The following is a 25,336-nucleotide window of genomic DNA, read 5'->3' as shown; positions in this document are numbered from 1 at the left end:
GGAAGGTAGGGACCCACCCCGTCGCTCATCGCACGCCGAGGGCAGCGCGCCACTGCAACGTCGGCAGTGTCATCCGCTCGCCCCGAGCGGGGCGGGGAGCGGGTTGAGCATCCCGCACGAAGCGGGGACCCGCATCGTCAGTCAGCCCGGGATGGGACAGAGTCCTGCGACAACGGTGACGGTGATGGCGGCCGCGGCGACGAGAGCTCCGGCTGCGGCGATTGCTAGCCATCGCGTGTATCGGCGCGCATTCCCGTTCACAGCATGGGGGGGGGAACAGGAGGGTCATCCACGGGTGTAGGTCCTTCGGTTGAGTTCTCGACCGCTGCAACGCCTCTCACTTCCGACGTGGCGCCCGTTGAGATGGGTGAAACAGCTACAACACGCGTCTTCGGCTCCCGGCTCGAGAACGCACCCGCTGGGCGGCTCGAGAAGCGCCGCGTCACGCACGCGGAGACAGCCCGCGACGTATCGACTCTATAAAACGCGAGTCCGAGCCCATACGTGTTAGGTGTGGTCTCGCGAAATCTCAGTGTGCTGCGGTGGAAACTGCAGCGGCTGTGCGCGACACCAGGCAGCGCGGGGGCACAACGCTCGGGGACGGCGGCGCCTATCGGACGTGCGGGTAGCGCGCGCCCGCATCGGGACCAGCACCGGCGTGCCGATGCGGAATGGGAATGAGCGAGGCCGAGACGCCGGCAGCACCCCAGCGTGGATGAACCGCGTCGGAGTGCTGACTGGCGTGCTGGAGGTTCAGATGGCAGCCGGAGGACCGCGCCATCGTTCACGGCCGTCCGGGGTGTGGGCCGCGAGCCGTTCTGGCTCGGGCCGCCCATCGGACCCCCGGTGCCCTACAGCTTGTCCACAGCGACGTCAGGAGCGGTCTCCTTGGCCGGGCGGGCGACGGCGACCGTTCGCTGCCCTCGAACGACCACAAGGAAGAAAGTGATCAGCACACCGGCGATTCCGAGCAGCATCACTGCGGTACCCACGGGGCCGTGGAACCAGTGGAAACCGTCCCGGCCCCAGGTCCCCCAGGCGAAGCAGATCGCGACGAGCCGCACCTGGTTGAGGAGGACCATTCCCGTAAGACCGATGACCGCGGCGAGCAGGATGCGGTTCAACCGCAGACGAACACTGAAAGCCATCAGTCCTGCGAGCATCGCGATGGGTCCGAGATAGAGGGCAATAGCGCATTGGACGGTGACTCTCGCGACGTACCAAGAATCGGCGACCGCGAAACCAATCGCCGGTTCTCCCGCGCTCCACACGAACATCGTGTCCTGAGCGAACGTAGCGTGCGCGATCTGGGTCGCGAGACGAGCTTCATACTCTCGCAGCGCACCTTCGGACACCATCAAGGCAATGCCGCCTGCGATCAGCAGCAGCCCGACCAGATAGTGGGCAATCTTTCGCGCCACCGGTACGCGGTGAACCGGGTGCGGTTCGGAGAGGGCACGTTGCGCGCGGCGCGTGTCGGACACCACCGCAGTGACGTCACCGCTCACTGGGAGCCACCTCCAGCTCCTGTTGGCGCCGACGTTCACGGACAGCAAGCATGATGCCCAGGGTGATGGACAGCACGGCAATGGTCAGGCCGATGACGACGGCGGTGAGGGTTCCACCCGTGGTCGCGAGGATCGCGCCGGGCACGACGCCTCCTGCAGAGGGGATGGTATACATGAGGATCTCCTGACTCCTCACGGCTCTTGGGACTGCCGCGAGTGTTGGGGCGGGTTCGGGTCTCGCGCGTCCCTGGGTGGGGACGTCAGGGTGGTCCTGCCGTAACGACCACGGAAATCGAGATCGAACGGCTTCAGTACCACAAACCCATCGTGCCCCGCACGTACCCGGCCCGACCCCGAACAGGGCATGGTTGCGTGTTCACGGCTCGTTTCTCCGTAGAACACCGACCGGGGCGTACGTGCGGCGTTACCCCCGAGCCCCGCTGGCGAGAAGGTACTCCCTCACGTCCGTACGCCGTTTCACGCCGATCTTCCTCATGAGTTTGTTGACGTGGGATTCCACGGTGCGCACGGAGACAACCAACGCATCGGCGATCATCGGATTCGTCAACCCGGACGCGACCAGCTCCGCAACCTCCCGTTCCCGCGCGGTCAGCTCCGGGACCCCTGAACGCGTCAGCGATACCGGCGCGGCGTCGATAACCTCGGACAACAGTTCCCGCGTCCGCTGCGTGTCGGCATCGTCCGCGGTGAAGATGCGCAGCGCGGCGCGCGCGTAGTAAGCCGCTTCCCCGCGCCTTCCCACCTCCGCCAACGCTTTCACCTGCTCGACCGTTGAGGTCATGTCCCCGGACATCATCGCGTCGTAGACAGAGGCGGCGCGGGCGAAGGTGGGACTGTTGAGCTGGTCGAGACGATGCTTGGCGTGCGCCCAGTCCCCTGGTCGAAGATCCGCGTTCACGCTGTCGAGGTAGCAGTGGCCGGCCGCGAGGCGCGCTCCACGCTCCCACAGGGCGTCGCCGGACTCACGGCTCACGCGAGCGGCCGCGACGGTGTCGGACTCCAAGAGCGCGAGACGCGTCTTGATGAACGCCCGGTTCTGTCCTGGAAGGGTCCCGTCGGGGAGACCGGTTTCGTCGAGCTCCGCCAAGAACTGGGCCATCTGTCCGCGCTGTCCCCGACGGATCGCGAAGTACGCGCCCATCAACGTCAAACCGACGTAGCTGAGGGGTGCCTGCCCGGGCGGCAGGCCGAGCGCGGCCGCTTCCGAGATAATTGTCTCGGCACGCTCCAACCGTCGAGACACGAGCCCGCACAGCGCCACCAAGTACGAGTACACCCGGATATTGGTGGCGTCGAAGGCCGCGTGCGCTTTCTCCAAGCGTTCCTCCGCCAGCTCGGAGGCCAGCTCATATCGATCCAAGCCCAATTCGCAGTACACCTGAAGAGCATCAAGTTCGGGGATGGGAGCGGCATCGTCGTACCCTACTGTGATCAGCTCGTGCGCTCGCACGGCATCTCCGCGGATGAGATGCCATCCCACCCGCACCATCAGGACCAGGGGCACGTCGCGGGCGGCCAGCACGGCAGTATCCACCTCGGCGAACGGTTCCTCTTCTGGGACGTCGACCAACGCCATCTGCAGAAGGAGCCTGGTGGCGCGGAGGCGAACAGCCTCCGCCGGGTACTTGTTCTCCGCGGTCGCCAACCCTTCAAGGGCACGCTCGACATCCCCTTGATGTTGGGCGACATGGGACCAGTACGCGCTTTCCCAGTCCGCCCAGTCCTCATCGGGGGCCGCCAGCTGTCCGACCGCGACCGCGAGAGTATCAACCTCATCGGCGATGTGCGCACTATCGGCTTGCATCGCCTGCAGCAGAGCCGTCGCATGCGCGACTGTCGGATGTGCATGCCACGCTTCCCGCGCCCGGACCGCCCGCATCCGAATCTGCTCGTGGACGACACGGACGTGCGATGAGGTGTTGCGGGGATCGGCAGACGTGGTTTGCACCGCCGCCTCACCGTGCAGCGAATCGCCAATCTTCGCAAGGATGGCCGCATACTGAGCTGGCTGCGCCTGGGTACGGAAGTACTCCACGATCAATGGCGGGTTCACTGTCAACATTCGCCTGCCCCCGAAAGGGACGACACTCACGAACCGGGCACCCTCCAACGCGATCAGTCGCTCCTGGCTGACCACCTTCACCGCCGTTTCGATGTCGACGGTGCCGAGCAGCGACAGCGCTTGCAGCGCACTGATGTCATGCGCATCCAAAGGCTCCATGATGCGATCTACCACCGCCCGCAAGGTCGGCACCCACAACGACCCGACCGCACGGGCGATGCCGTCCTGTTCGGTCAGTCGGCCTGCCCGCCGCGCGGCATCGAGTATGAGGTGGGCGATGCCGATGTTTCCCCCTGATTTGGCGAACACCCGACTCATCGTGTTTGGCTCGATGGTCAATGACCAGGACGCCTCCACAGCGGCCTCGAGTTCCGCATAGGACAATGGAAGCAGGTCGATGCTGTATACCGGGGCAAGAGCTCCCGCCGGAGGCGCCGGGCGGTGCGGAACACGCGTATACGCGACGGGGGCGTGCTGCGCTGCGCTGACCGCGGTGATGATGCCCCACGACCCGTCATCCATGCTGTCGCTGTCGTCGACGAGGACGACCGTCCTCTCACCGGCGACCTGTTCCAACAGTGATCGGTAGGCGGTGACGAGAGGGGAGACACGAGGGTCGTTGCCTGTGGTGGCGATCCCCGCCAATGCGAGAGCGACAAGCTGGCTTCGCCGGAACGGCTCCTGCCCGGGTAGCTCAACGACCCGCCATCCGAGTGTGACGAAATGGTCCCGGATCCGTTGCAGAAGATGCGTGCGGCCACTGCCGTGCTCCCCGGTAACCTCCACACTCCGGCTGCTCTGCAAAATGTCGACCGCGGTGAGGAACTGCTCATTCCGGGACATGGCCCCCCTTCCCCGCCTGCAGCTCTTCGGCTCGCACCCCAGGGGCGGCGAACGAGCAGGCTCGTTTACTGGTGAATTACGGTGTACCACGCAGCGCCGAGCGGCGTCTACGGAGAACATCAAGTACGTGTCTACGTGTCCGCGGCGTGCGCGTACGCTCACGATGTTGCAGAGCGTCAACGCGAGCACAGGAGCCGACGTGCACTACCTTCTCATTGCCACTGACGAACCCGATTTCTTCGCGACGTTCGGGCAGGAGATTGTCGACCTGTTCGTTGCATGCCTGCCCCTCGCGATCCTCCTGGTGACCGCCACGCTCGTCTTCCTCATCGGTTTGGCTCTTCCCCGCCGGTGGCGGGACCGCCGCTAGTGTGAGCGAGGATCTCTTCGGTCAGCCAGCTGGACACGACCTGCTTACCCGCCGGAGAGAAATGGACCCGGTCATCGAGGTACCAGTCCGAACCGTCCTCGCCTCGGCTAGGGCAATCATCCGGTGTGCATACCGCTTCCTGCAGGTCGACGAGGACAATCTCGGGATAGTCCGCGAGGACATCTTCGAGGAGGGCATTGAACGCCAACGCCTGGGCAGGGGTGACGACGGCGTTGTAGAGACGTGAGTTCGCAATCAGGACCGTCGCGTCGGTGCCGTCGAGGAGATCGGCCATCGTCGTCAGCTGCTGCCGGTACTCGGCCGCGTAGACCGGGTCCGTCAGATCCACTTCGGTGTCACCAAAGATCTGGGTGACCGCATCCCACGCGATGTTCACCACGATCACATCTGGCGTACCGGTGGACAGCGCTTCCTGCCAGCGTTCCTGCCACGGGTTACACTGCTTCGCAGCCATCTGAGTGATGCCGACGGCGGTCTTCTGCCCCGTGCTCCCGGCGATTCCACACCCCGGCAACCCGCCATCGACGACAGTGAAGCTGTCGGCTGCGTTGGTGGACAGTGCCGACGCGAAGTCGTTCGCCAACGAATCTCCGAGCGTGAGCACCCGCACGTCACCGCTTCCTCGAGGAAGCTCGGCAACCACGCCAGGCACCACGATGACAGATGCGACGGTCGCAGCCAACGCCACGGTGAACCACGACCTCCCCTTGGTCTGCCATTGCCGCAACCGGACGGGCTCGGCGACCAGGTGGTGCAGTCCGGAGGCGATCACGATGGACAGCGGCACACCGAGGATGAGGAGGTCCTTCGCGGATGTCCAGCTGCCGACGCTGAGAATGACCCAGTACAGCGGAAGGTGAACGAGGAACAGCGTGTATGACACTTTGCCGAGCTCCACGAAAGGCGTGAAGGCAAACACCCGCCCCAACAGGTTGCTCGGCGATGTGAGCGTGAGGATCAGCAGCGCGGACAGCAACGCCACCGCGGTAAAGCCGTACTCGTACAGCCAGGCCTCCTCATAGGTGGAAGCGTTGACGCTGAGCATCACGATGCCGATGACGCTGCCCGCCGATACGGCGGTGATCAGCGCGGTGCGAAGCGCTCCACTCCACTGGTTCCTGCTGACGTGCCCGCTGACGCCTCGGCGGGCACGTGACTGCAGTACCAGGAAGCTCACGGACGCCGCTGCCGCTCCTGCGACCAGCCCCACGAAATGGGTGTCGGTGCCGAGGTACACCCGGTCGGCGTTATCACCGGTGAACATGAGGTTCGGGAGGATGGCCCCGGCCACGACACCAACCCCACTGAGAACCAGCACCAGCAGGGCAGCCAGGCGAGAGTGCTGCCAGGCGTTCTGTCCGCCCTTGCGTCGTGACCACGCGCGGCCCACGGCGAGCGTCGCGACAAGCAGCACCGGCCACACGAGGTAGAACTGTTCCGTGATCGCAAGCGACCACATGTGTCCCAGCGGGTTGATCGCGTCGAAGCCACCCCAATAGTCCTGACCGGCGAGGATCTGCTCCCAGTTCGTCACATACAGCAGCGACGCGACGGCCTGCTTGGAGAAACGTTCCAGATCAGCGGCCGTCCCCCACGCAGTGACCGCTCCAAGCGTGAGAACCAACACCACCAGCAGCAGGGGGAGCAGGCGCTTGATCCGCCGTGCGTAGAACTGTCGCAGTCGCACCATCCCGTACCGGAAGTACTCGCGGAGCAAGGTCAGCGTGATCAGGTAGCCGGAGAGGACGAAGAACACGTCTACCCCGAACAGGCCGTTCTGGTAGATGCCGGTGTGGAACACCAAGACGCTGAGGATGGCGAGGGCACGCATACCATCCACGGCCGGGAAATAGGACTGGGGCAGCTGGAGCGCTTCACTCGACCCGTTCACGGCGCGGTGGGTCCGACGCCGCGTATGCCGGGAGCGGCGTCGACCCGTGGCTTGTGCACGCGAGGGTGTGGCGTCGAGTTCGGAAGAGGAGAACGGGAGAGTGTTCCCTGACGTGCGGGTGTCCTCGGCGGTGAGCGTCATGCCGGCACCGCCGTCTCGGCGCCCGGTGCGGGGACGGCCTCGTCAACACGGCGGGTCTTCTCCCACCCGTTCTGGCCTTTAAGGAGACGCGCGAGCGCACTCCACACCGCCGCGAATGCCAGGTAGTTGATCAGCGGGAAACAGTGGGAATGGAGCATCGAGATCCAGAACTCGTGCTTGTCGTCGCGTTTGTAGTACACCCATGCATTGACGAACACGGGTCCCAGCGTGAGCAGGTACCAAAACACGAGCCCGGCGAGAAGCGTCGCGGAGCTGGTGACGAAGGCGAAGAACACTCCGCCGTCGAAGATCATCCCGAGGACCGCCCAGTGGAACAGAATCGACCAGGGAAGGATTGTGACCCAGGGGGTCAGGATGTACGCGGAAAGTTCCAGCGCACGAATGTTGGGCAGGGACGGCGTCTTCCAGATCTCCGGGATCCGTTTCGCCATCGCCATGTGGCCCTGGAACCAGCGTCGACGCTGACGGAACAGAGTGGAGATCGTCTCCACCCCCTGCTGTTCCACTGCCGCATTCGGCGTGGTGGTCAGCTTCCACCCGCGCAGTGCAAGCGTGACGCACAGATCGAGGTCCTCGGTCAGAGACTCTGACCACGGCTTCTCGCCGGCCTCGTTCAGCGCGGACAGTCGGCTGAACTGTCCGTTGCCTCCCAGGGATACCGTTCCGGTCTGCGCTCGTCCGAATTGAGTGACCGAGGTGCTGGACCAGAAGTGAAAGTCCTGGTAGCGGGTGAGGAAACTGTGGCGGTTGCGGATCCTCACCGCGAGCTGCACGCCGCCCACGGTGGGATCATCGAACAGGGGCAACACCTGCGACATGGCGCCATCGGACAGACGTCCGTCCGCATCCATGACGACCACCAGCACCTCTTCGGTGTCCTGCCCGCGCTCGGCAACAAGCTCGCGCACCAGGCGTACGGCGTCATTGAGTGCTTCGCCCTTGCCGAGCCGCGCATTGGGGAGGGTTCTGCTGAGCACGATGACGTTGTCGCCGCCGTTCTCGTATGCCACCTCCCTGGTCCGGTCGTCCGAGGCATCGTCGATGACGATGGTCGTGGAGTGCGGCGAACCGGCCAGTGCTTTCGTGGTTGCACCGATGACCTTCTCCTCATCCAGGCACGGAATCAGAAAGTACGTGTGGAAGGTCCCCGGTTCGTCGATGTACGGGTCCTCATACTTGGTGTCACTGAGGGTGGACATTGTCGCGCCTTGTCGACGGATGGTGCGCATCCCGGCAAAGAACATCACCCACAGGTAGGCGAACGAGATGCTGATGACGACGAGGGCGACTGCGGCAAAGATTCCAAGCATGGGATCCTCCAGAAGTTGGGCTACGAGACACAGGTTCGGGCCTGCTGTACAGATTCGGGTTCTGCGCGTCTCACTTGAGTCGGTCATTTCACGGTACGGTCGTGCGACTACCGCATCCGCACCCCCGGGCCGATACCGGTGTTGAGGGGCCCAATCCCCGTGTATCGCGGCCTGTCGGGGATGCGAGCTGGTCGAAGGTGCGTAGTCGCGACCAGCCACGCGTGCCGGGTGCCATCGGGGCAGCGCCGTCACGCGGCGTACTCCGAGACAGCCCAATATTCCCCACCAGCCCAGCCGCGTCGCACACGGGGATCCGAGCACAGCGTGCAGATCTCACCCACCCACCCGTCATCGCCGCAGCGCGGTGCACCGGGCTCTGTGCCGCACGCGTCGCGCGCCGCCGGGGGCGATGTCAGGCGGCTCGCGGTTCATGCATTCGAGCTGAAGATCGACACTCTCGGGCCGGGGACAGGGGAATGCCCCGCGACTATTCGGAGGGGACCGGAGTAGCCGCGGGGCATGTGAGCGGACATCCCCATGCCCGCACGTTGCAGACAGAATGTTCGAAGGAGGTCAGCCTGTCTGCCTCAGCCGCCGGAGAGTGTCGCGATGGCCTGAAACCAGTGTCGCGCCGGGTGCCGCTCCACTGTTGGCGTCGTGACCTTAACCCGTAGTCGGAGGGGAAAAATCGGTAGACGAGTCCCCCAGGCTTCTCTCCAACGAGCCCTCCGCGGGTGTCGCGCTAGCGGGGGCCCGCGAGGTCGCGGCACACTCGAGCGATCTGGCTGCCGGCCGTCCCGTCTCCATACGGGGAGGGGATGACCTTCAGCCGCGCAGGCAGTGTCTCATCAGCCAACCATTCACGGGCAGCCTCCGCGAGAGATTCCTCCGGCAAAACCAACCGCGCAAACCCAGCCTCGATAGCTTCGGGGCGCTCAGTACTGCGGCGGGGAACGAGCAACGGGCGCTTCATCACCGTGCATTCCTCCTGCACCCCACCGGAGTCCGACACGAGAAGAGCTGCCGTGTGCGCGAGGTGCACGAACTCGTCATGGGTGACGGACGACATGATGCGCAGCCTGTCGGCGTAGCCGGTGAGCCCAAAACGGACCATGGCTGAGCGTGTCCGGGGATGAGCGACAAAAACCACCGGCAAGGGCAACTCGGCCAGGTCGCGAAGGATCCTTTCGAGAGCGGCAGCGGTGTCCGTGTTCTCGGGGCGGTGCACGGTCGCCAGCACGTACGCGTCAGGTGACAGCCCCTCGGGTAGGGCTGCGGGACGGGCAAGGATGGCCTCGGTCGCCTCGACGATGGTATTGCCCGTGACGACGACTCGTTCCGCGGGGACGCCCTCCGCCGCCAAACGGCGAGCGTTTGTCGACGTGGCCGCACAGTGCACATCAGCCAGCACGCCCGCGACGAGCCGGTTGATCTCTTCCGGCATCGCTCGATCATCCGAACGCAGCCCCGCCTCCACATGAACGACCGGAATGCCGACATAGTTGGCGGCCTGAGCGCCCGCAGACACCGTGTTCGTGTCTCCCTGAACCACCACGACATCCGGACGGGCGCGAACGAACTCCTCCGCCAGCGCCTCAATCGCTCGCGCAACCTGCGTCCAGCGAGCATGTCCGCCAATGCCTGTGAGCACGACATCAGGGGCGGGCAAGCCGAGACTTTCGAAGAGCTGACCGGCGAGCTCCTGGTCATAGTGTTGGCCGGTGTGAATGACGAAGGCGTCATCACCGAGCTCACGGATGAGCGGGGCGAGCTTGATGATCTCCGGTCGGGTACCGAGGACAATAGCGATTCGGGTGGACGCGGTCATGGAAGTTCCCTTCGGGTGGGTAAGGTCCAACGCAACCCCGCACTGGGGTTGTTCACCACGGTAGGAAGCCGGGGCCCCGCTCCCCTGCGCCCCGAACAGATCCCGGTAGAAACAACGTCATCTTCTGTGCTATGGACACGCCAACCGCGATGCATACGCTCCCAGACCCGTAGACAACACCTGTGTCGCGCATGTGGTCCCCACGAGCGTTCCGAGCGCGCTGTGCTGCACGAACGCACGCGCGAAAGATGGCACGCTCGCGCTGTCCACGTGCCTGAACGAGGCCGCCGTGGTCCGTCGCGCTGACCAGACGATCACCCTCGGTCGTCATAGGGCTCACCCGCGTTCGCAGTAGTAGCCCCGAATTGCTGCCGGAAATGGCAGGTGCCCGTGGTCGCGACCACGGGCACCTTCGAAAACAACCCGAATGTTTCCGGATAGCCTGACGGAACCCAACCGTTCCGGCCGTCACCTACCGTTCCATGCGGACAGGCCCCGAAGCGCTCACCAATCCGCCAAACCCGTAGTCGCCGACGGAAAGACCGTACTTCCGAGGCACCAGCTCCATGTGACGAAGAAGCGGCACTTCACACGCCCGCACACGCAAGGGCTTACTCACCGCTACGCCATTCGTGCATCCGACCGCTGCTCGCCCGCGACCGCGATTGGCCTCTCCGACATCCTGCGTTCCCCACAACAACACCAATGGTGGTTTAGCTATCCAACTTCGTACTCTGATCACCTGCGCAGCTGCTTTCACCATCGCGTTCGCGGTGGTGACCCTGTCCGCGGGTGCAAGTTCGGCGTCAACACCGCCCGGTTGCTCTGACGTGGCGACGATCCGCACCATCTGAAGCGAGTTCTCCTGTTCGCACCGACGCCAGCACGGTCCTCCGACACACGATGGGCCCTGGGGGCTGGCGTGCCTGGGTGCTCCGGCGCTTCTCGCCCCCTGGGCGGTCATAGTGCACGTCGCTTTGCTCCCTCTCGGCTAGTCCACCGTCCGCGACGCACGGAAAGACTGCCTTGATCGTCGGAATCGTCGTCCTGTGCGTCTTCTCCCGGCTTTCGCGGCATCGACATTCGTGGTGCAGTCGTGGGAATCGCGGACGAGCGGCATGTCAATTCCTCTGCCCTGATGCTCGGCTTCGACTGTTCGTCGAGTGTCGGAGACTGCACAGTTCTCGCGCGGACGGGGGTCCGAATCGCATCGATCCCTCAGGTCGCGGCGGGCATGTGCTTCGAGCGGTGGACGCTGACCCGGCGGTACAGCGAATCATCCCCGTGGCGTCCTCTCGGTGTCTCTGCGAGCGCATCCGCGAAGCACGTGAGGAGCGCTACCCACCCCAGGACCGTCACCTGCATCACGAGCGCCAGGGCGTCGGGGGTTAGGCCACCCCGCAGCAGATACATCGCGATGGCGGCCGCGATGACGGTGAGGTGCGCCCATCCGACGAGGAAGAACCGTCGGGGTAGTCCGTGCAGTGCGAATGGTGCCATCAGCAGAACGAACACGAAAACTGAGGCTGTGCCAGCGACGAGAATCCCGTGGAGTGTGGCGTTCATCGCCGCGGGGATCACACCCACGCCCACCATCAAGAATCCCATGAACACGAGCGAAGCGATGCTCGCCGCTGGTGCCCATTCGCGCTTCAGTTCACCTCGCCGGTGCAACTGCTCCAAAGTGGGCGCCACATAGTGCGCGAACGCCGCCGCGAATGCTCCTGCGGTGATGAAGGAGAAGTCGAACAACGGTCGTGGGAATGAGACGATGCCAGCGGCGAGTACGCTGCCGACGCCGTCCGGATCATCGTCGGCGGCTGTCGGGACGGTCAGGATCAGCACCACCATGGCGACGGTGTACACCATCAACAGCGTTGCCGCCCGTCGCACCGAGGTTGACACCGTGGAGAGGTAGATCCAGTACGCGGACATCCCGGCGCTGATCCCGACAGCGCCTACCGCGGCAAAGGGCCGAAGTCGCAGCACGCCGCCATGGAACAACAACGCGAACATCAGAACGACGAGCGTCGCCGCGACCGCGGCGTGAAGGATCGCAATCACACTGATGTCGAGCGCAACTTTCCATGCAGCCTTGCGGAGCATCCACTCGCGCCCCGGCACGTGCAAGGACCGAACATACGCCGCGACCGCAACGACGATACCGCTGACCAGCGCCGACCCTGCACCGACTGTTCCCACGGTCATGGCGTCTGAAACCGTTGCCCCCCACACAAGAACGACCAGACCGAGCGTGAGCGCGACGCCGGCACCGACGATGGCGGCGACCAGGAGCGCTTCGCTCTCCAGCGCAAGGCGAGAGTGTGCTCTCGCGGCTGTCCTCTCGGGCATCTCACACCTCTCTGAGCGAGTGATGCACGAACCCCCACGGGGACACCAGGCGGTGAGTGGGGCGCCCGGGATGTCCCGTGTTGAGCATTCGTCCTCCAAAGACTGGCAAAATCCCGCGCGCGCTAGACGGCGTTGTCCGAAAAGCGTCGTTCATGAGCGGTGTTGATTGAGGATGTAGTCACCGACAGACTGTCGATTCGGCAACGCCAACTTCCGCATAATGCGGTGCATGTGGCTTTCCACCGTCCGGATACTGAGAACAAGGTGAGAGGCGATGGCGGGGTTGGACATGCCCTCCGCGACCAGTCGTGCGATTTCCACTTCACGGTCCGTGAGTTTCACCGTGGTCGTGGCGAACCGGTCGGCATCAACGGCTTGATGCGCCAGCACGTCGAGGTACTCGGCGCTGCGCGCCTCCACTGCCCGGGCGCGTGCCTCAGCGCCAGCAGCGCGGTAGGCAAGTGTCGCACGCCGTAGGGCTGACACCGCCAGTCCCCGACGACCGGTGTCGTCGAGGCACTCGAAGGCACTCACCAGCTGGTCCCCGTTCTCCGCCGAGACGGCCTTCACGAAAGCATGCTGCGCGGCGAACAACCCGCCGTGAACCTGCGGCGCTCGCTCAGCGACCACGGCCATCCATTTCGGATCGGGGCGAATCTCACAGGCGTTGAGCATGCTTGCCAGACCCGCAGCCCTCCCCCCGCGTCCCCACAGGTCGTCCCCTGCGTTCCACAGCAATGCGGCTGCATCCCGGAGGCCCCCTTCGAAAGCCAACCGCTGCGCTCTCGCCCATGAAGGGCTCTGACCGGGAAGCAGGCCGTCCTGTCCTGGCAGCTGGCCGAGCTGGTCCAGGTACCGCTCCCCGACAGAGGTCTTGCCTTTGCGGATGGCAACAACGGCCGCGAGCGTGAGAAGAACACGTTGCTGCGCGGCCGCGCACCGAGGAAAGGGCCCGGCTGCGGTAAGCACAGAGACGAGATCCTCTACCGGATCGTTATCTCCCGACATCATCAAACACACCACGGCAACAACACCGTGGGCTCGCGCCGCATCAACGTCCAGAAGACCGAACGACTCATCCACTGCCCGCAACGACAAGGCGAGCGCTTCCCTGCCTCGCCCCAACCCGAGAAGGGTCAAGTGGGACTGCGCACGGGTGTCCCCCGTCATGTGTGCGGCGGCACGCCTGTCGGCCTCGTAAGCGGCGTACACCCGCGCGGCGTCTGTGAACCGCCCGAGCGTGTTCAGCACCAGTATCTGAGTGTCCCACACAGCGGCGCGTACCGGGTCCGGCATGAGTTCGCCGACTTCCAATGATGACGCGAAGTCCTCGGGCACGTGCCCCTGCTCGCATGAGAGCCGAACCTGCGCAGCCGCGATGATCCCGGCAAAGCAGCCAGCACTGGTGCGTGCGCCCGTCAAGATGGATGCCGCTTTCTCTACGTCTCCTGCGCTTGCCCACCATCGAGCTTGCAGGACAGCGAGTCGCACCACGCTGAGCGCATCGCTGTCGAAGGGAATGGGACGCTCAAGTACGGCGTCCACTGCAGACGGGTCTGCACCAGCGTTGATCAGCGCCGTCGCGTACTCCCACACGGAGCGAGCCTGCCCGCAGACTTCCCATCGAGCGCGAGCAGCCAACGTACGGGCGTGCGTCCGTTTATGGATGAGCCGCACCAGGGCGGCATCTGGTTCGATCCTTGAGGGGGAGAGCTCGCGAAAAGGCTGTTCGGGGCGTTCTGTTCCCACACGGTCACTGATGTGGCGAGATAGCCTGAGGCGCCGTGAGAGGAGCCCCTCGTGCTGGAAGAACTCCGTCAACAGCGGGGGAACGACGGTCACGAGCTGCCTCTCGCCCGCCATGACCATCCGGATCATCCCCCGGTTTTCCAACATTTCCAGGGTCGGCCAGTCAACAAGCTCGATGACCGTATCCACACCCGCGTCGTCGAGCATCGTGATGACCTCCAACGCGTCCCGGGCCGGTGCGCTGATGTCCTCCAGCTGGGCTTCCATCGATCCACGCAGCCCTGCGCTCCACAAGTCCTGCACGGCGGCCCACGTACCCTCCAAGCGGCGCACCCGCCCCTCGCGGATCGCGACGCTCATGATGCTCAAGGCCAGGCCGACGTTGCCACCCGATTTGGCGAACACCCGTCGCATGGTGCTTGCTTCCATCGGCGCGGCGAACCTGTGTTCGATGGCACACTGAAGCTCATCGAATCGTAAAGGTGCCATGTCGATAACGAACCCTGGTTCGCGTGTCGATGCTGTAAGCCCGCCAGGGGTATGCCTCGCGCTTCGACCATGAAGACGGGTGAGAGCGACGGGGACCCCGAGAGAACGTCGCGTTCCTTCCACGATGCCCCATGATGCTTCGTCGAGATCATCCCAGTCGTCTACGACGATGACCGAGCGGGCGTCACGAAGGTGCGCCTCCAACGCTCCAACAGTGCTCTGTATCGTCAACGGGCGTGAGTCGCTCGCTTGAACAAAACCCGCCAGCTGGATTGCCGAAAGCGGGTGCTGTCGCAGCGACGCCACCCCGCGGAGTCGAAGGACCGTCCACCCCGTGCTCTGCAGCCGCGCGCTGAGCGCTTCAAGGAACGAGCTGCGTCCGCTCCCTCTACTCCCGACAACCTCAACGCTGCCGTCACCATCCTGGATCACGTTCACCGCGACGGCCAGGTCTCGATCTCGACCCACAACGGGGGACTTCTTCCTCACGGTGTCCTTTCACGAGGAGCCTCTGGTGTAACGGCGCGCTGCCATCCACCTCGAAGCCGGCGTCACCGTCAGCGTGGCGAACGCACGCAGCCCACTCAGCGATTCAACGGGCCGCTGCGTATCGCGCACGTCATGTTCAGTGCGCACGGCCTCGTCTTGCGTGTACCTGGGGAGCAGAGAGCGTGTCGCGAGCCACCATCACCCCGTGGTCGCCCTCTCCCTACTGACACCCGGACAGTGCCGCTCGTAGGTCATCCGCTCGAACCACGCAAAGAGCGCCGCGCCCACCTATCCCTCCCCGTGGAGCACGCAATTGCCAGGCTCCGCGCACCCTGCCACAACCTCGTCCCCCACAGTTGACATAGCGCCGGCCCTCCGCCGGTACTCCCCCGGGAGCCACCCCCCTGGCTCCCCAACCGAGCGTCGGTACCCCATGCTGACGCTCCGGCGCTGCCACCGACACCCCGGTGGCAGCGCCGTCTCCTTACCCGGCACAGCGCCATTGGGCGAAAGGACCGCGGCATGAAAGATCAGCTACTGCTCGCAGACACAGGCCCCGCAGACCTTGCGTTGACGACTGCGCTTCACCCGGTTGTCTGCCCTCGATGCTTCCTCCTCATGCGGAGCACCGGCTCCTGCGGCACGCTGGGGTGCGAGTGACGATTCCCCTCCGACGCTCCCGCCCCTCAATGGGCGTCCCTCCACAACGCCGAGTGGGTGTGCGGTGTCTGTCGTGCACCGCGCGGGGAGAACACCCTCGCTCTGTCTGCGGTCGTCCCGCGCCCTTTCGGAACCTTCTCCGTCCGCGTGTCTGCGTTGGAATGGTGCCACACCGTTGCCCCTCGAGCTGCTCGAGGTGAACGGTTCGAACTCGTTGAGCTGACTCTTGCACGCGTCCTCCTTACGGAGGGTGGTGCCGTGCGATGGGATACCGAAACGAGCCAGTTGCAGCACGCCCGCGGCCCCGCACGCGCACTCCCCTCCCCTTACACCTCGGTACTGAGCGCACTCCTCACCACCCACTGAGCCACCATGGCCGCGACCCGTTACGGCCGGCCACGCACGCCGGTACCGCCCGGAACCCCCACCAGTCGCGCCTCGCCGTTCGGGCGCTCAGCAGACGCCGCGCCATGACACCGAGAAAGACCGGGTGGCCGAGCGGCGGTGCGTGGCTGTCCCCGCGTGAGGAGGGGAGACACTGGTCAGGGACAGCCACCACTCGTCGGGATCCATCCCCAGATGATCTCGATGAAGGATTACTCCTTATGAGCATCATCCGCTCAGAACGCCAGACACGCAACCATTCCTCAGTTCGAGCATCTCACCCCGGCTCACGCCCTCGGCTCTCACTGTCGCCGTTCACACGCCGCTCAGCGATTTGCGCAAACGAAGGTCATGGCACCCAGGCTCGAAGCGCCGCTGTGAGAAGAAGCAAGGGTTCCCACTGTTATTCGTGCCGCGTGCACTGTATGGCACCGATCCGGCCCCGACGGCGTCGATGCCGTCAGTAGCATCAGGGGTCCCAACGCGTCGCTACTCCCGCGGGCCGAGCTTCACCCACCCCCCGCCGGATGGCCCGGCGCAGCTTCCATCGGAGTCACAATGCCCGCACACACGAGCTACACCCACTCGTCCCCTCAGCCCACGCTCTCAGAGCAGGCATTCGAGTTCATCAGCGCATCCATCCTTCGCGGCGACTACTCTCCCGGAGAACGTCTCCGGGACGATGAACTCACCGGTCGTCTCGGCGTCTCTCGAAGCCCCGTGCGTGAAGCGCTCCTCCGACTCCAGCACGCGGGACTAGTGGAGACCGCACCGTCGCGGTACACGCGTGTCACAGACTTCTCAGCCCCGAACCGGCCCGATGTGCTTCCCTATGCCGGACGTCTAGTCGGGTTCGCGTTTGGCGACCTAGTCCAGAATCTCGACACGCACGTCCGCGAGCTCCTCATTCACAACATCGACCGTATCGCCTCGGCCGCCTCCATCGACGCCCGCGCTGGAGCGCTTGGCGCCCTCATGGACACAGCGGTGGGTCTCATACAGACGCACCTGCACCGCGCACATCTCATCGATGTTCGCCTCGCCGCTGAATGCAGCGTCCGCTTCGGTCCGGACGAGCCTCCGTCCCCCGTTCCCCTGTCCGCTGCGTGTTTGCAGCTTGCCTCCGCCCTGAACGATGGGGACAGGGCAGCGACCGAAGTTGCGACCACGCAGCTCTTCGCGGCGGTCCGTAGCCGCTGAATATCGCGCGTCGCCACCCGGCGCCCGGGCACGGCGGATCGTTTCCTTCTCACTGTGCTCCCAACGAGTACCGCCCCCGCCTCTGACAGCGATGACACGACCGTGGCCGCGCCTCCCAAGAAGCGGCGCAGCCACGGTCACTCCAAGCTCCGTTCGTTTCTAGCTGACCTCTTCACCCCCTGGTGTTCGCGCGCGACGGCGCAGCACCGCCCCGATCATCACCGCCGCCCCGGCCCCGAACACAAGAATGATGAGCATCCGCGCATCCGCGCCGGTCGCGGCGAGATGCTCACCCGTGCCGGTCGATTTCGCATTGCCTGGGTGCGTGTGCGCCGCGTCGACGGTGATGCGTTGGTGCGCGTGGGCCGGCTGATGATGCTGGTCCCCCGCGTAGTGAAGATCGACGTCGTAGTCCCGCGAGGCGGAGGACGAGTCCAGGACCACACGGAGCGTGAACCGCCCGTCCACGAGGTTGCCTTCAGCCAGCACCGCTCCGTCATGTGTCGCCGTAACAAGTCCTGTGGGGCCGGCCAACCCCCGACCGCTGACAACCCCCTCGATGACAGCCGGGCTTCCCCGCTTGGTCGACACCGACTCCGTGTCCAGGCGAAACGCAGTCGCTGCGGGGTCGACACGAACCCGGGTGGCGTTCGTGGTGACCTGTCCTGCCCCGTTCGAGAACGTCGCCCGCACCCACTGGCCATCGAGCGCGACGGCTCCGGCGGCGGTCACCTCCAACGCCGCCGCGGTGTGCTCTTTCAGAGCCACCCACGGCCCTGCCAGGTCGTCCCCCGCTTCCCACAACACCTGCGCAGATTCGTGGTCAGACATGACGGGTCGAACAGCGAGCGGGTCGCCGTACACGATGCGGGTCTCATCCGACAGCGGCTGTGTGAGCCGGGGCGCGGGCCTCGGCGTCAGGACAACGCCTCGTTCACCCTCCGGTGTCGCCACGACGCCGGCCACCTGCCCACGACTGTTGACGTCGTTGGCAGCGATCATGCGGTGCCCCTCAGGAAGAACGACAGCATCATCAAGCCGCACAAGTTCGCTTCCACGCCACAGCGCCGCTGATTCCACGTTCCGAGCGGCGACGGTCTCCACGATGCTGCCCACGGCCAGTCCGGTGTCGTTCACCGCCGTGACCCACCCACTGAATCGCCCCTCCGGCAGGGGAAGGACACGGGGCTTCCCGCTGTCCCACAACACGGGACACTCGACACCATCGACAACCGCCATCCCGCCGATAGAGGCCCCCGATGGGTTGACGGCGTTGGCAATCGAGTCGGACTCGATCCCACCCGGTGACTCCAAGGTCGTTGCTTCCCCGTGTCTCCACAGCGACGCCTGTAGGACCGGTTCGGCATGGAAGGTCTGCGCGGCGGGCGCGGCGTCGTCATGATCGTCGTGCTCGATCTCAGCCCACCCCACGACCGTGTCGTCGTCCGCGATATCGCTGACCTCAGCCTCAACGGCCTGTCCATGGGCGGAATGCGGAAGCGGCAGCCGCTCGATACCGTCGTGGGTCACAAGGAAAGGTTGCTTGCGCCAGCTCTGAAGGAACCCGTTCGCGACCACGACGCCCGCGTCGCTCACTCCCGCGGGCGTGGACGGACCAGCTTCCAACCGAGGCAGAAGAGCACCCGCCCCCGACTCATCCCACACCACCCCGACAGCACCACCGTCTGCGGTGCCTACAGCCACGCCACGTGCGTTCGCATCCAGTGCGACCCCACCGCGGTGCGAACCCTCGACCAGCAGCACCTCCGGAGCAGTCGCGTCCCCCCACCGCACCGCCGCCCTGTCCCGTGTACTCGTGGCCACCGCCCCACCCACGACCACCCCGGCTTCTCCGATGCTGACGGCGAACGTCGAATCGAACCCGGACGGCGCGTCCAGGTACGTCACCTGGTAGGCGGAGTCCGGCGGTGGCGCTGCCGAGACGGGAACGGCGGCCACGCTCACCCCACCCAAGGCGAGCACGACCGGGGTCAACATAGAAACCAGTTTCATTACGGAACCTCTCCACAACCACTAATGAGAATGATTATCATTCTTGTGGTTCCGGCAGCCTCTTCCGCGCGAAACGTGCAGGGAGCAGTGTGCGTGAGGAAAGGTTAGGTGAGGCCACGGCGGACGCCGCGTGAATCCCACCGTCCCGTGATCGGCACCGAGCGACAGCGGCCGCCAGAGCTTCCTCTCGAGCGAGAGCCCGCTCGAGCCACGCGCGTGCGCCCGTCCGTGCATCCAACGCTTCGGAGGCGCCGCACCTCCTCGAACCCGCCACACCAGCGACGCCTCATCTGTCGCCGGATGGCGCGCCCGACAGGCGCTGCCCGGACGGCGGCGACCCCAGGCTAGGACGTGGGGGGATGCTGCCCGAGCTGCGGGTACCGGCGAAGGTACCGATCCACAATCGTCTGCGCTGCCGCGAGGATCTCTTCTTCTCGACGACTGTCGTCCCACGCGTCATCGGTCGCGTACGCCCGGATGATGCGCGGCAGCAGGTCGTACGCGAAATCCTCGATAGAGGTCACGCGCAGCTCGGGGCTGTCGATCTCGTCGGTATAGTGCGTTTCTCCTTTCAGAACGCTGAACACCCCACCGGACCAGACGTCGACGGTGACCTTCGCCTCGAGATCCGATGCCCGCAGCACCACCCGCACCGGACCCAACTGGTCGATCTCAGCGACGGCGACCAGCAGTGCCGGACGATTGAAGTCCACGCCGTCGGACAAAGTGGTGGCGCGGTTGGCGTTGTCCTGGCCATTCACACGGAGCACCGCGTCGATAGTGAGGTGCCCGTCGAGGACAGGTTCGTTGCGGCTGCGGACGATGAGCCAGAAGAACAGGTCGGCGCTGAACGCGATCTGACTGCCATCGAAGATGATCTTCGCGTTCGGGTCGATGCTCAGCATGACTTCACGAAGCGCCTTGATGAGTTTGCCTGCCGCGACGGCGCTACGGCTGGAGAGCAGGGCCATATGGTCTCCAGCGCCTGTCGCGCTGATCAGTACATCGAACGCGGCGATGTAGTGGTGTTCTTGCGGGCTGTTCGGGAACGACTCCCGCAGCTGCTTGTTCGATTTGAAGAAGTAGTACCGGGCAGCGAGGCGGGAAGGATAGGCACCGTCGGCGGGAAGGATCTCCGGCTCAGATCGTGGCGGAGCGACGTTGCGGGCGTTGATGTTCGACGCCGTGTCGTCCGTGCTCGCCCACCCGCCGGTGAGGGTGTCATGGTCCGGAGGATTCTGGGCAAACACCTCCCGCAATTGATCAAGGGAGAAATCGCCTTTCAAAGTTACGGCAATCGCGCTGGAACGACTATTAGAGAACGTGGACACTCTCGACCCTCACCTTCGATTCACCTGAACATATCGGATCGACCGGCGCGAGCATGGATCTTCCGTGCTGGACACGGTGACGGCAGAGTCCCCGGTCACAGAATCAGTAGAAGGTGACCCGCTTCGTCCGCGAGCGAACGACGACGAACTTGGCGAGTGCGTTGGCGATAGATCCTTGGGCTGTCATCGCGTGCCGAACAGTGAACGGCACCTGATTGATCGCCGTCGCGGCCTGGAAGAACACGCTGGCCCACAACCAGGTGTCCGGCTGCGGCGGGTGCCCCACCCGCATCGAGAACCCATTGTCGTAATCGGGGGCGCCCAGGGGACGGCCATCCCTGTCGGGGCTGGAATGGCGCACCGTGGTCGAAATCGGTGCGCTCGGCACAAAGGTCACGACGCGCAAGTCCCGACGCGTCCGCAGCCACCACACGAGGGCTTGCGTGAGGAGACCTTTCGGGACACCGCCGAACGTGACTTGATAGGGCGGACTTACTCGCTCCGCACCAACCAGTTCCGTCCTGAGGTCGTCGAGCACAGGTCCGCTATCTTCCCGCCACTCTGCGATGATGACGGGTCGCTGCCACCACAGCAGCGAGACAACGGCGACCAGCAGAGCCACGATGAGCGGGACCCCGGCCTCCCACAACAAGTCGGGGGCCTCCGGGTACACGGCCTTCAGTCGCGGCACGATGTACAGCGTTGCGGCGACGATGAACCCGAGCTCGACGGCGTTACCGATGCGGTGGCCTACCAAAAGTGCACTGCCTGCCACGCATCCGCCAGGAAGCGGGTGGATGCCCAGTCGGCGGATGCCGACAGGATCCCCTGACGTTGGATGCGCACGGTGCGCAAGTCCGGTGTCGTCAGCGACAACCCCGTGACGTTCAGGCTCGGCCACCGCTCCAACAGCAGGTTCTCCGCCGCGCGGGCGTCCTTGCCCGACTCCAACATTTTCTTCAGCTTGGCGGAAACGGTGGCGGCCAGCGGGTCCTGCAGGTTCGTGAGCGTGTGGTCGGCAAGCTGGAAGCTGTCGATCCGATACCCGGACCGTGCGGCGTACTCCGCGATAGCCAGGATGTCCTGGGTGCCCAGGCGCGGGATACGTACACCTCGACCGTTGTCTTCGAACGACAGCGGGGGCAGACCGTCAGGGTTCTCTTGCGTCTCGAACGTGGGAGTCGCGCCCGTGAGGCGCATCACTACTTGCTGCACCATAACCTCATTCTCTCCTATACCCGGCGTGATGTCGGTGAGGTTCCGTCTGACGATACAGCCAGCCTCCGACCTTGTCACTGCCACTCACTCTCTGCTGGGTACCCTGCGGCAGGCCGGGTGGCGCGGCCCCGCTCGCACCGTTGCATCCCCCATGCGCGGTCGCCCGCCCCCACGCCGAGTCCTGTCGGCAGAGATAGGCATATTGCTGCCGGCAGGACACACGGATGTTCGCTTCACCGCGGCGACAGACAGGGGCCGGTCGTCACCCACTCCAACCCGGGATCGCTTCCAGGCGCGCGCGCTGAAAGCTATTCAGGTCCGCGCTCTGTTGGACATTGAGCCATGAGAGAAGGGTTTCGGGTGCGTCATCCCGTGCTATTGGGAGTCGCTGCAGCCGACGCGCGAACACCTCCACGTCCCGCGCATTGCGGCACCAGAGATGGTCCTCCGTGAGCGGACCGACGCCATCCATCTCCTCAAAGAAGGCGAGCAGGCACGCGACCGACGCCTGCTCGTCGGCAGTGAAGGTGTCCTCCGGGCGGTGCAACAGGTGTGCGGTGGGTTCCCAATAGTTCGTCATGCAGTCGACATGCGCGGCCGGTCGCCCGAACTGTGTCACCACGACCTCTTGAGGACGACAGCCGCCGGAGTGGTTTGCGGGGCTGGCACTTCCAGCCCTTCCTGACCCGCCCCGCCCGCGCAACTGCTGATGACCCCGGTCGGGGAGAACCTGAGCTTTTGGTGGTTCCCGCGAGAGGCACTCCCGTATATCCCCTCCCCACCGATACTCAGCCCCGCCAGGGCGCTTCACACTGGGGAGCCGAAGCACCCTGAGCCCAGCGGAAAAATGACCACTACCGTCAAGGCAATCCCTCGGGGGCGAGCAGCCGACGGCGTCAGCTGTACCGCCATCACTCCGCGGTCGAGTGAACATCCCCCTATCGCGGCCCCCACGAGAGGCGAAATGCCTCCATGCCACATCGGCCGCAAACTCGGCGACAACGAGGATCGCGAGCACGGCGAACCTCAGACCGAAGCGTGAAGACGTGCGGCTTCTGCCACCTTGCCCAGCCTCCATCCCAGAGAGGACAATACGGGAGTGAGCGAGCGCAACGGTCAATCGTGGGTCTGGGCAGACAGCGATTGGTACCGCGTCGGCGCGGCCACAGTGACCCTGAAACAACTCCTCAACGACACCGTCCGCCCCCGCACCAGTACCGCGCCTGGGGACCCCCTCGCGCAAGCATTGAACGCACAACTCGTTGAAATCCTCGAGACGCTCGACCTCGCATCGCGCGCCCAAACCCCAAGACCTCCGCGTCCGGAGTAGGCCTCCTCGCCCGCCCCTCGGTGGGGCTCTGGTCGCCTGATCGGCGGCGTCGGTGCGGCGTTCGTTGTCTACGCGACGCCTGTGGCAGCGACCATCCCGTCCTGAGCGAACGCGGGGCATGTCGGTGTCGGTGTCCGGCCTTCTGCGGTGTCCTGCCCGTGCACGGGGAACCTTCGCCCCTCGACACCTCAGACGCACTGAAGGCACTTCATCGGTACCTATTCTCACTCCAGCGGCACCGACATTGGCCAGCACGGGTCGGCTACCAATCACAGTGATCCGCGTCTGGGACGGCGGACGCGCGGAGAGCTTCTCGTGGATGCAACTCGACGAGCGCTCTTCTGTGGGGACGGACACGACGGTCGAACTTGGAGTTGGCCAGGCTATCGCGGTCAGAGTCTTCACGCTCGGAAACGCCGTGCGGTTGCCGCTCGTGGTGCTGACGAGCGACGGAATCGAGCGCGACCTAGAGACTCTCCGGCCGGCCGCAGGGTCCGCCCCGGCAGTCGAGGCAGCCTACGCCGCGCTTCCGGGCTGTACCCAATTCCCAGCAGAAGCCCAACGCCTCTCCCAGGGCCGACGCCCTGACTCGCCGGTCGAGCTCACGAGCGTGCACTCCGATCCTTCCTGCTCGACGAGTGGTCACCGCGCCCAGCGCCGGGACGCCGCACACCCACCGTTTCAGCACCGCAGACGAGATGTGAAAGCCTGAAGCGGGGGCCGGGTTCACAACACTCTGGAGATGGCCGATGCGACGCTCGTTCCCGTCACACGGCCCGTCGCAGCCGCCCATCTCGTCGCTGATCGTCAGGCAATGGCTCATCACTACATTTCGAGAGCGCTGAACAACTCGGCGACACTCATCTGCAGTCCCGTCGCAAGGCCGACAACCGTCGCCAGCGTGGGGTTAGCGGGGCTGTCACTTCCGGCCTTTCCTGACCCGCGACCCGCCTCCAACAGCTGCACCTGATTCTTCGTGATGCCCGCGCGATACGCGAACTGTTCTTGAGTGAAGTGGTGCGACTGACGTAGTGTCCTCAGCCCGGCACCGAACCGCTTCGCACTTTCAAGATCCCACACCCGATAAATCCTGAGCCATAAGGCCCACAACAAAACACCCTGTAGCTAGGGCCTGTCTTGAAATGCCTTGCTTAATAGGTCTATTCTTCGACTGTCCTGCGCGATGACGCGGGGGTCGTCGCATGTGGCGCGGAGATTACGAGAATGGATGTGGTGGGGTCCGACGGGCCGCGGGCGCGTCGGGCTTACCCTTGTGCGCCGCCACCTCTGCTCGGAGGACCGCGAGCTGCCGCTCACGCAGCGATGGGTCCTCGCGGCGAGGCTCCCTGAGCACGCGTGATTCCTCGGGGGCAGGGAAAGCGTCCGACAACAGGCTGGTGGGCTGGGGCGCGACGGACCGAGGCGCAAAAAGTGCGGACACGGCATCGGCGACGTCGGGGAAGTGGTGCGCCCAGAACATCAAATCAGTGAGCTGCGCCATGGTCTCGCCGCGGAAGACGCGTCGAACTCGATCCACTCCGAGACCGCGCCCCTCAAACTGCTCGACGAAGGCCGTGGGAGATATCCCCTGCGATTTCAGCAGCGCTCCCCGAGCAGCCACGACCATGAGGTGCTGCAGCATGGCTGCACGGTATCGCTCGTCTTCTGAGTCGACATCATGAGCGGGTTCGAGAAGGCCGGCCGCCAAGCCAAACGCTTTTGGTTGCGCGACAACATCCCGGGGGATGAAAGCAAACCCCCGACCGTCAACGAAGCGCACCATCAAGACGCCCTCTCGCTGATTTTGCACCGCATGGTCGGCTTTTGCTGCATTGCTGTGCTGAATATCCGTTTCGTGGGCCAGATTACCAGCAGAAGCACTCCTGGTGGCAGCGGGTTCGTGCATGGGAGAGCGTGCAAAGAACTCAGATCACGCTCACCCGCCAATCCAAGCAGCTCCACTACAACGACATCACATGGGCTCAGCGCCACCACGTCGCTCTCCGCGAGAACCTCGGTTCTCTACAGGACCCACCATTCGCCGACTCTGCGCTGGCGGAAGCCCTCCGGCGAGCATCCTGGCCTGTCCTGCCCATATCGGTGGT

The 25,336-nt window shown here is 64.9% G+C and carries 16 protein-coding genes; 1 reads left to right on the top strand and 15 read right to left on the bottom strand.

Annotated features, from left to right (window positions below; translation table 11 throughout):
• Positions 1-851: 851 nt before the first annotated feature.
• The 8 genes from xrtR to MST3598_RS00230 form a co-directional block, all read right to left on the bottom strand.
• Positions 852-1,508 carry an exosortase R gene (gene xrtR, locus MST3598_RS00265; RefSeq protein ID WP_096359291.1) on the bottom strand — a complete coding sequence of 219 codons (657 nt, stop codon included), beginning with the start codon at positions 1,506-1,508 and terminating at the stop codon, positions 852-854.
• Entirely contained in the window at positions 1,498-1,683 is a 186-nt protein-coding gene (locus MST3598_RS00260) for a hypothetical protein (RefSeq protein ID WP_157749837.1), read from the bottom strand. Before MST3598_RS00260 ends, xrtR begins: the two co-directional genes overlap by 11 nt.
• A gap of 249 nt (positions 1,684-1,932) precedes the next feature.
• On the bottom strand, positions 1,933-4,434 hold the full coding sequence (locus MST3598_RS00255; RefSeq protein ID WP_157749836.1) for a helix-turn-helix transcriptional regulator: 2,502 nt from the start codon (positions 4,432-4,434) through the stop codon (positions 1,933-1,935).
• A 326-nt stretch (positions 4,435-4,760) separates the two neighbouring features.
• Positions 4,761-6,857: an acyltransferase family protein gene (locus MST3598_RS00250; protein ID WP_096359285.1), complete on the bottom strand. Its 2,097-nt coding sequence runs from the start codon at positions 6,855-6,857 to the stop codon at positions 4,761-4,763.
• Positions 6,854-8,275, bottom strand: a complete 1,422-nt coding sequence (locus tag MST3598_RS00245; RefSeq protein ID WP_231924902.1) for a glycosyltransferase family 2 protein — start codon at positions 8,273-8,275, stop codon at positions 6,854-6,856. Before MST3598_RS00245 ends, MST3598_RS00250 begins: the two co-directional genes overlap by 4 nt.
• Positions 8,276-8,930: 655 nt before the next feature.
• Positions 8,931-10,016, bottom strand: coding sequence for a non-hydrolyzing UDP-N-acetylglucosamine 2-epimerase (gene wecB, locus MST3598_RS00240; protein ID WP_096359282.1), 1,086 nt, complete (start codon positions 10,014-10,016; stop codon positions 8,931-8,933).
• 1,218 nt (positions 10,017-11,234) lie between these two features.
• Positions 11,235-12,368, bottom strand: a complete 1,134-nt coding sequence (locus tag MST3598_RS00235) for a hypothetical protein (protein WP_096359280.1) — start codon at positions 12,366-12,368, stop codon at positions 11,235-11,237.
• A gap of 150 nt (positions 12,369-12,518) precedes the next feature.
• Positions 12,519-14,546, bottom strand: a complete 2,028-nt coding sequence (locus MST3598_RS00230; protein ID WP_157749834.1) for a helix-turn-helix transcriptional regulator — start codon at positions 14,544-14,546, stop codon at positions 12,519-12,521.
• A gap of 2,151 nt (positions 14,547-16,697) precedes the next feature.
• On the opposite strand from MST3598_RS00230, the gene MST3598_RS00225 reads away from it, so the two are divergent.
• Positions 16,698-17,339, top strand: a complete 642-nt coding sequence (locus tag MST3598_RS00225; protein ID WP_096359276.1) for a GntR family transcriptional regulator — start codon at positions 16,698-16,700, stop codon at positions 17,337-17,339.
• A gap of 159 nt (positions 17,340-17,498) precedes the next feature.
• On the opposite strand, the gene MST3598_RS00220 is transcribed toward MST3598_RS00225, so the two are convergent.
• The 7 genes from MST3598_RS00220 to MST3598_RS18320 all read right to left on the bottom strand — a co-directional run bounded on the left by MST3598_RS00220 (position 17,499) and on the right by MST3598_RS18320 (position 25,137).
• Positions 17,499-19,352 (bottom strand): hypothetical protein, encoded by a 1,854-nt coding sequence (locus tag MST3598_RS00220; protein WP_096359274.1) that lies wholly within the window; start codon positions 19,350-19,352, stop codon positions 17,499-17,501.
• 344 nt (positions 19,353-19,696) lie between these two features.
• Positions 19,697-20,683, bottom strand: coding sequence for a hypothetical protein (locus MST3598_RS00215; RefSeq protein WP_157749833.1), 987 nt, complete (start codon positions 20,681-20,683; stop codon positions 19,697-19,699).
• Between the two features lie 103 nt (positions 20,684-20,786).
• The gene (locus MST3598_RS00210; RefSeq protein ID WP_157749832.1) at positions 20,787-21,458 is read right to left on the bottom strand and encodes a hypothetical protein; all 672 of its coding nucleotides are present in this window, start codon (positions 21,456-21,458) and stop codon (positions 20,787-20,789) included.
• Positions 21,434-21,901, bottom strand: a complete 468-nt coding sequence (locus tag MST3598_RS00205; protein WP_096359269.1) for a hypothetical protein — start codon at positions 21,899-21,901, stop codon at positions 21,434-21,436. Before MST3598_RS00205 ends, MST3598_RS00210 begins: the two co-directional genes overlap by 25 nt.
• 262 nt (positions 21,902-22,163) lie before the next feature.
• Positions 22,164-22,481, bottom strand: a complete 318-nt coding sequence (locus MST3598_RS00200) for a hypothetical protein (RefSeq protein ID WP_231924901.1) — start codon at positions 22,479-22,481, stop codon at positions 22,164-22,166.
• A gap of 1,575 nt (positions 22,482-24,056) precedes the next feature.
• Positions 24,057-24,311 carry a helix-turn-helix domain-containing protein gene (locus tag MST3598_RS18830; RefSeq protein ID WP_096359265.1) on the bottom strand — a complete coding sequence of 85 codons (255 nt, stop codon included), beginning with the start codon at positions 24,309-24,311 and terminating at the stop codon, positions 24,057-24,059.
• A 136-nt stretch (positions 24,312-24,447) separates the two neighbouring features.
• The gene (locus MST3598_RS18320) at positions 24,448-25,137 is read right to left on the bottom strand and encodes a hypothetical protein (RefSeq protein ID WP_157749830.1); all 690 of its coding nucleotides are present in this window, start codon (positions 25,135-25,137) and stop codon (positions 24,448-24,450) included.
• Positions 25,138-25,336 lie beyond the last annotated feature (199 nt).

This window comes from Microbacterium sp. TPU 3598 (assembly GCF_002356155.1).
In the GTDB taxonomy this organism is placed as follows: Bacteria; Actinomycetota; Actinomycetes; order Actinomycetales; family Microbacteriaceae; genus Microbacterium; species Microbacterium maritypicum_A.
Note: the sequence above shows the minus strand (reverse complement) of the source record. Positions and strands in the feature narration are given on the sequence as shown.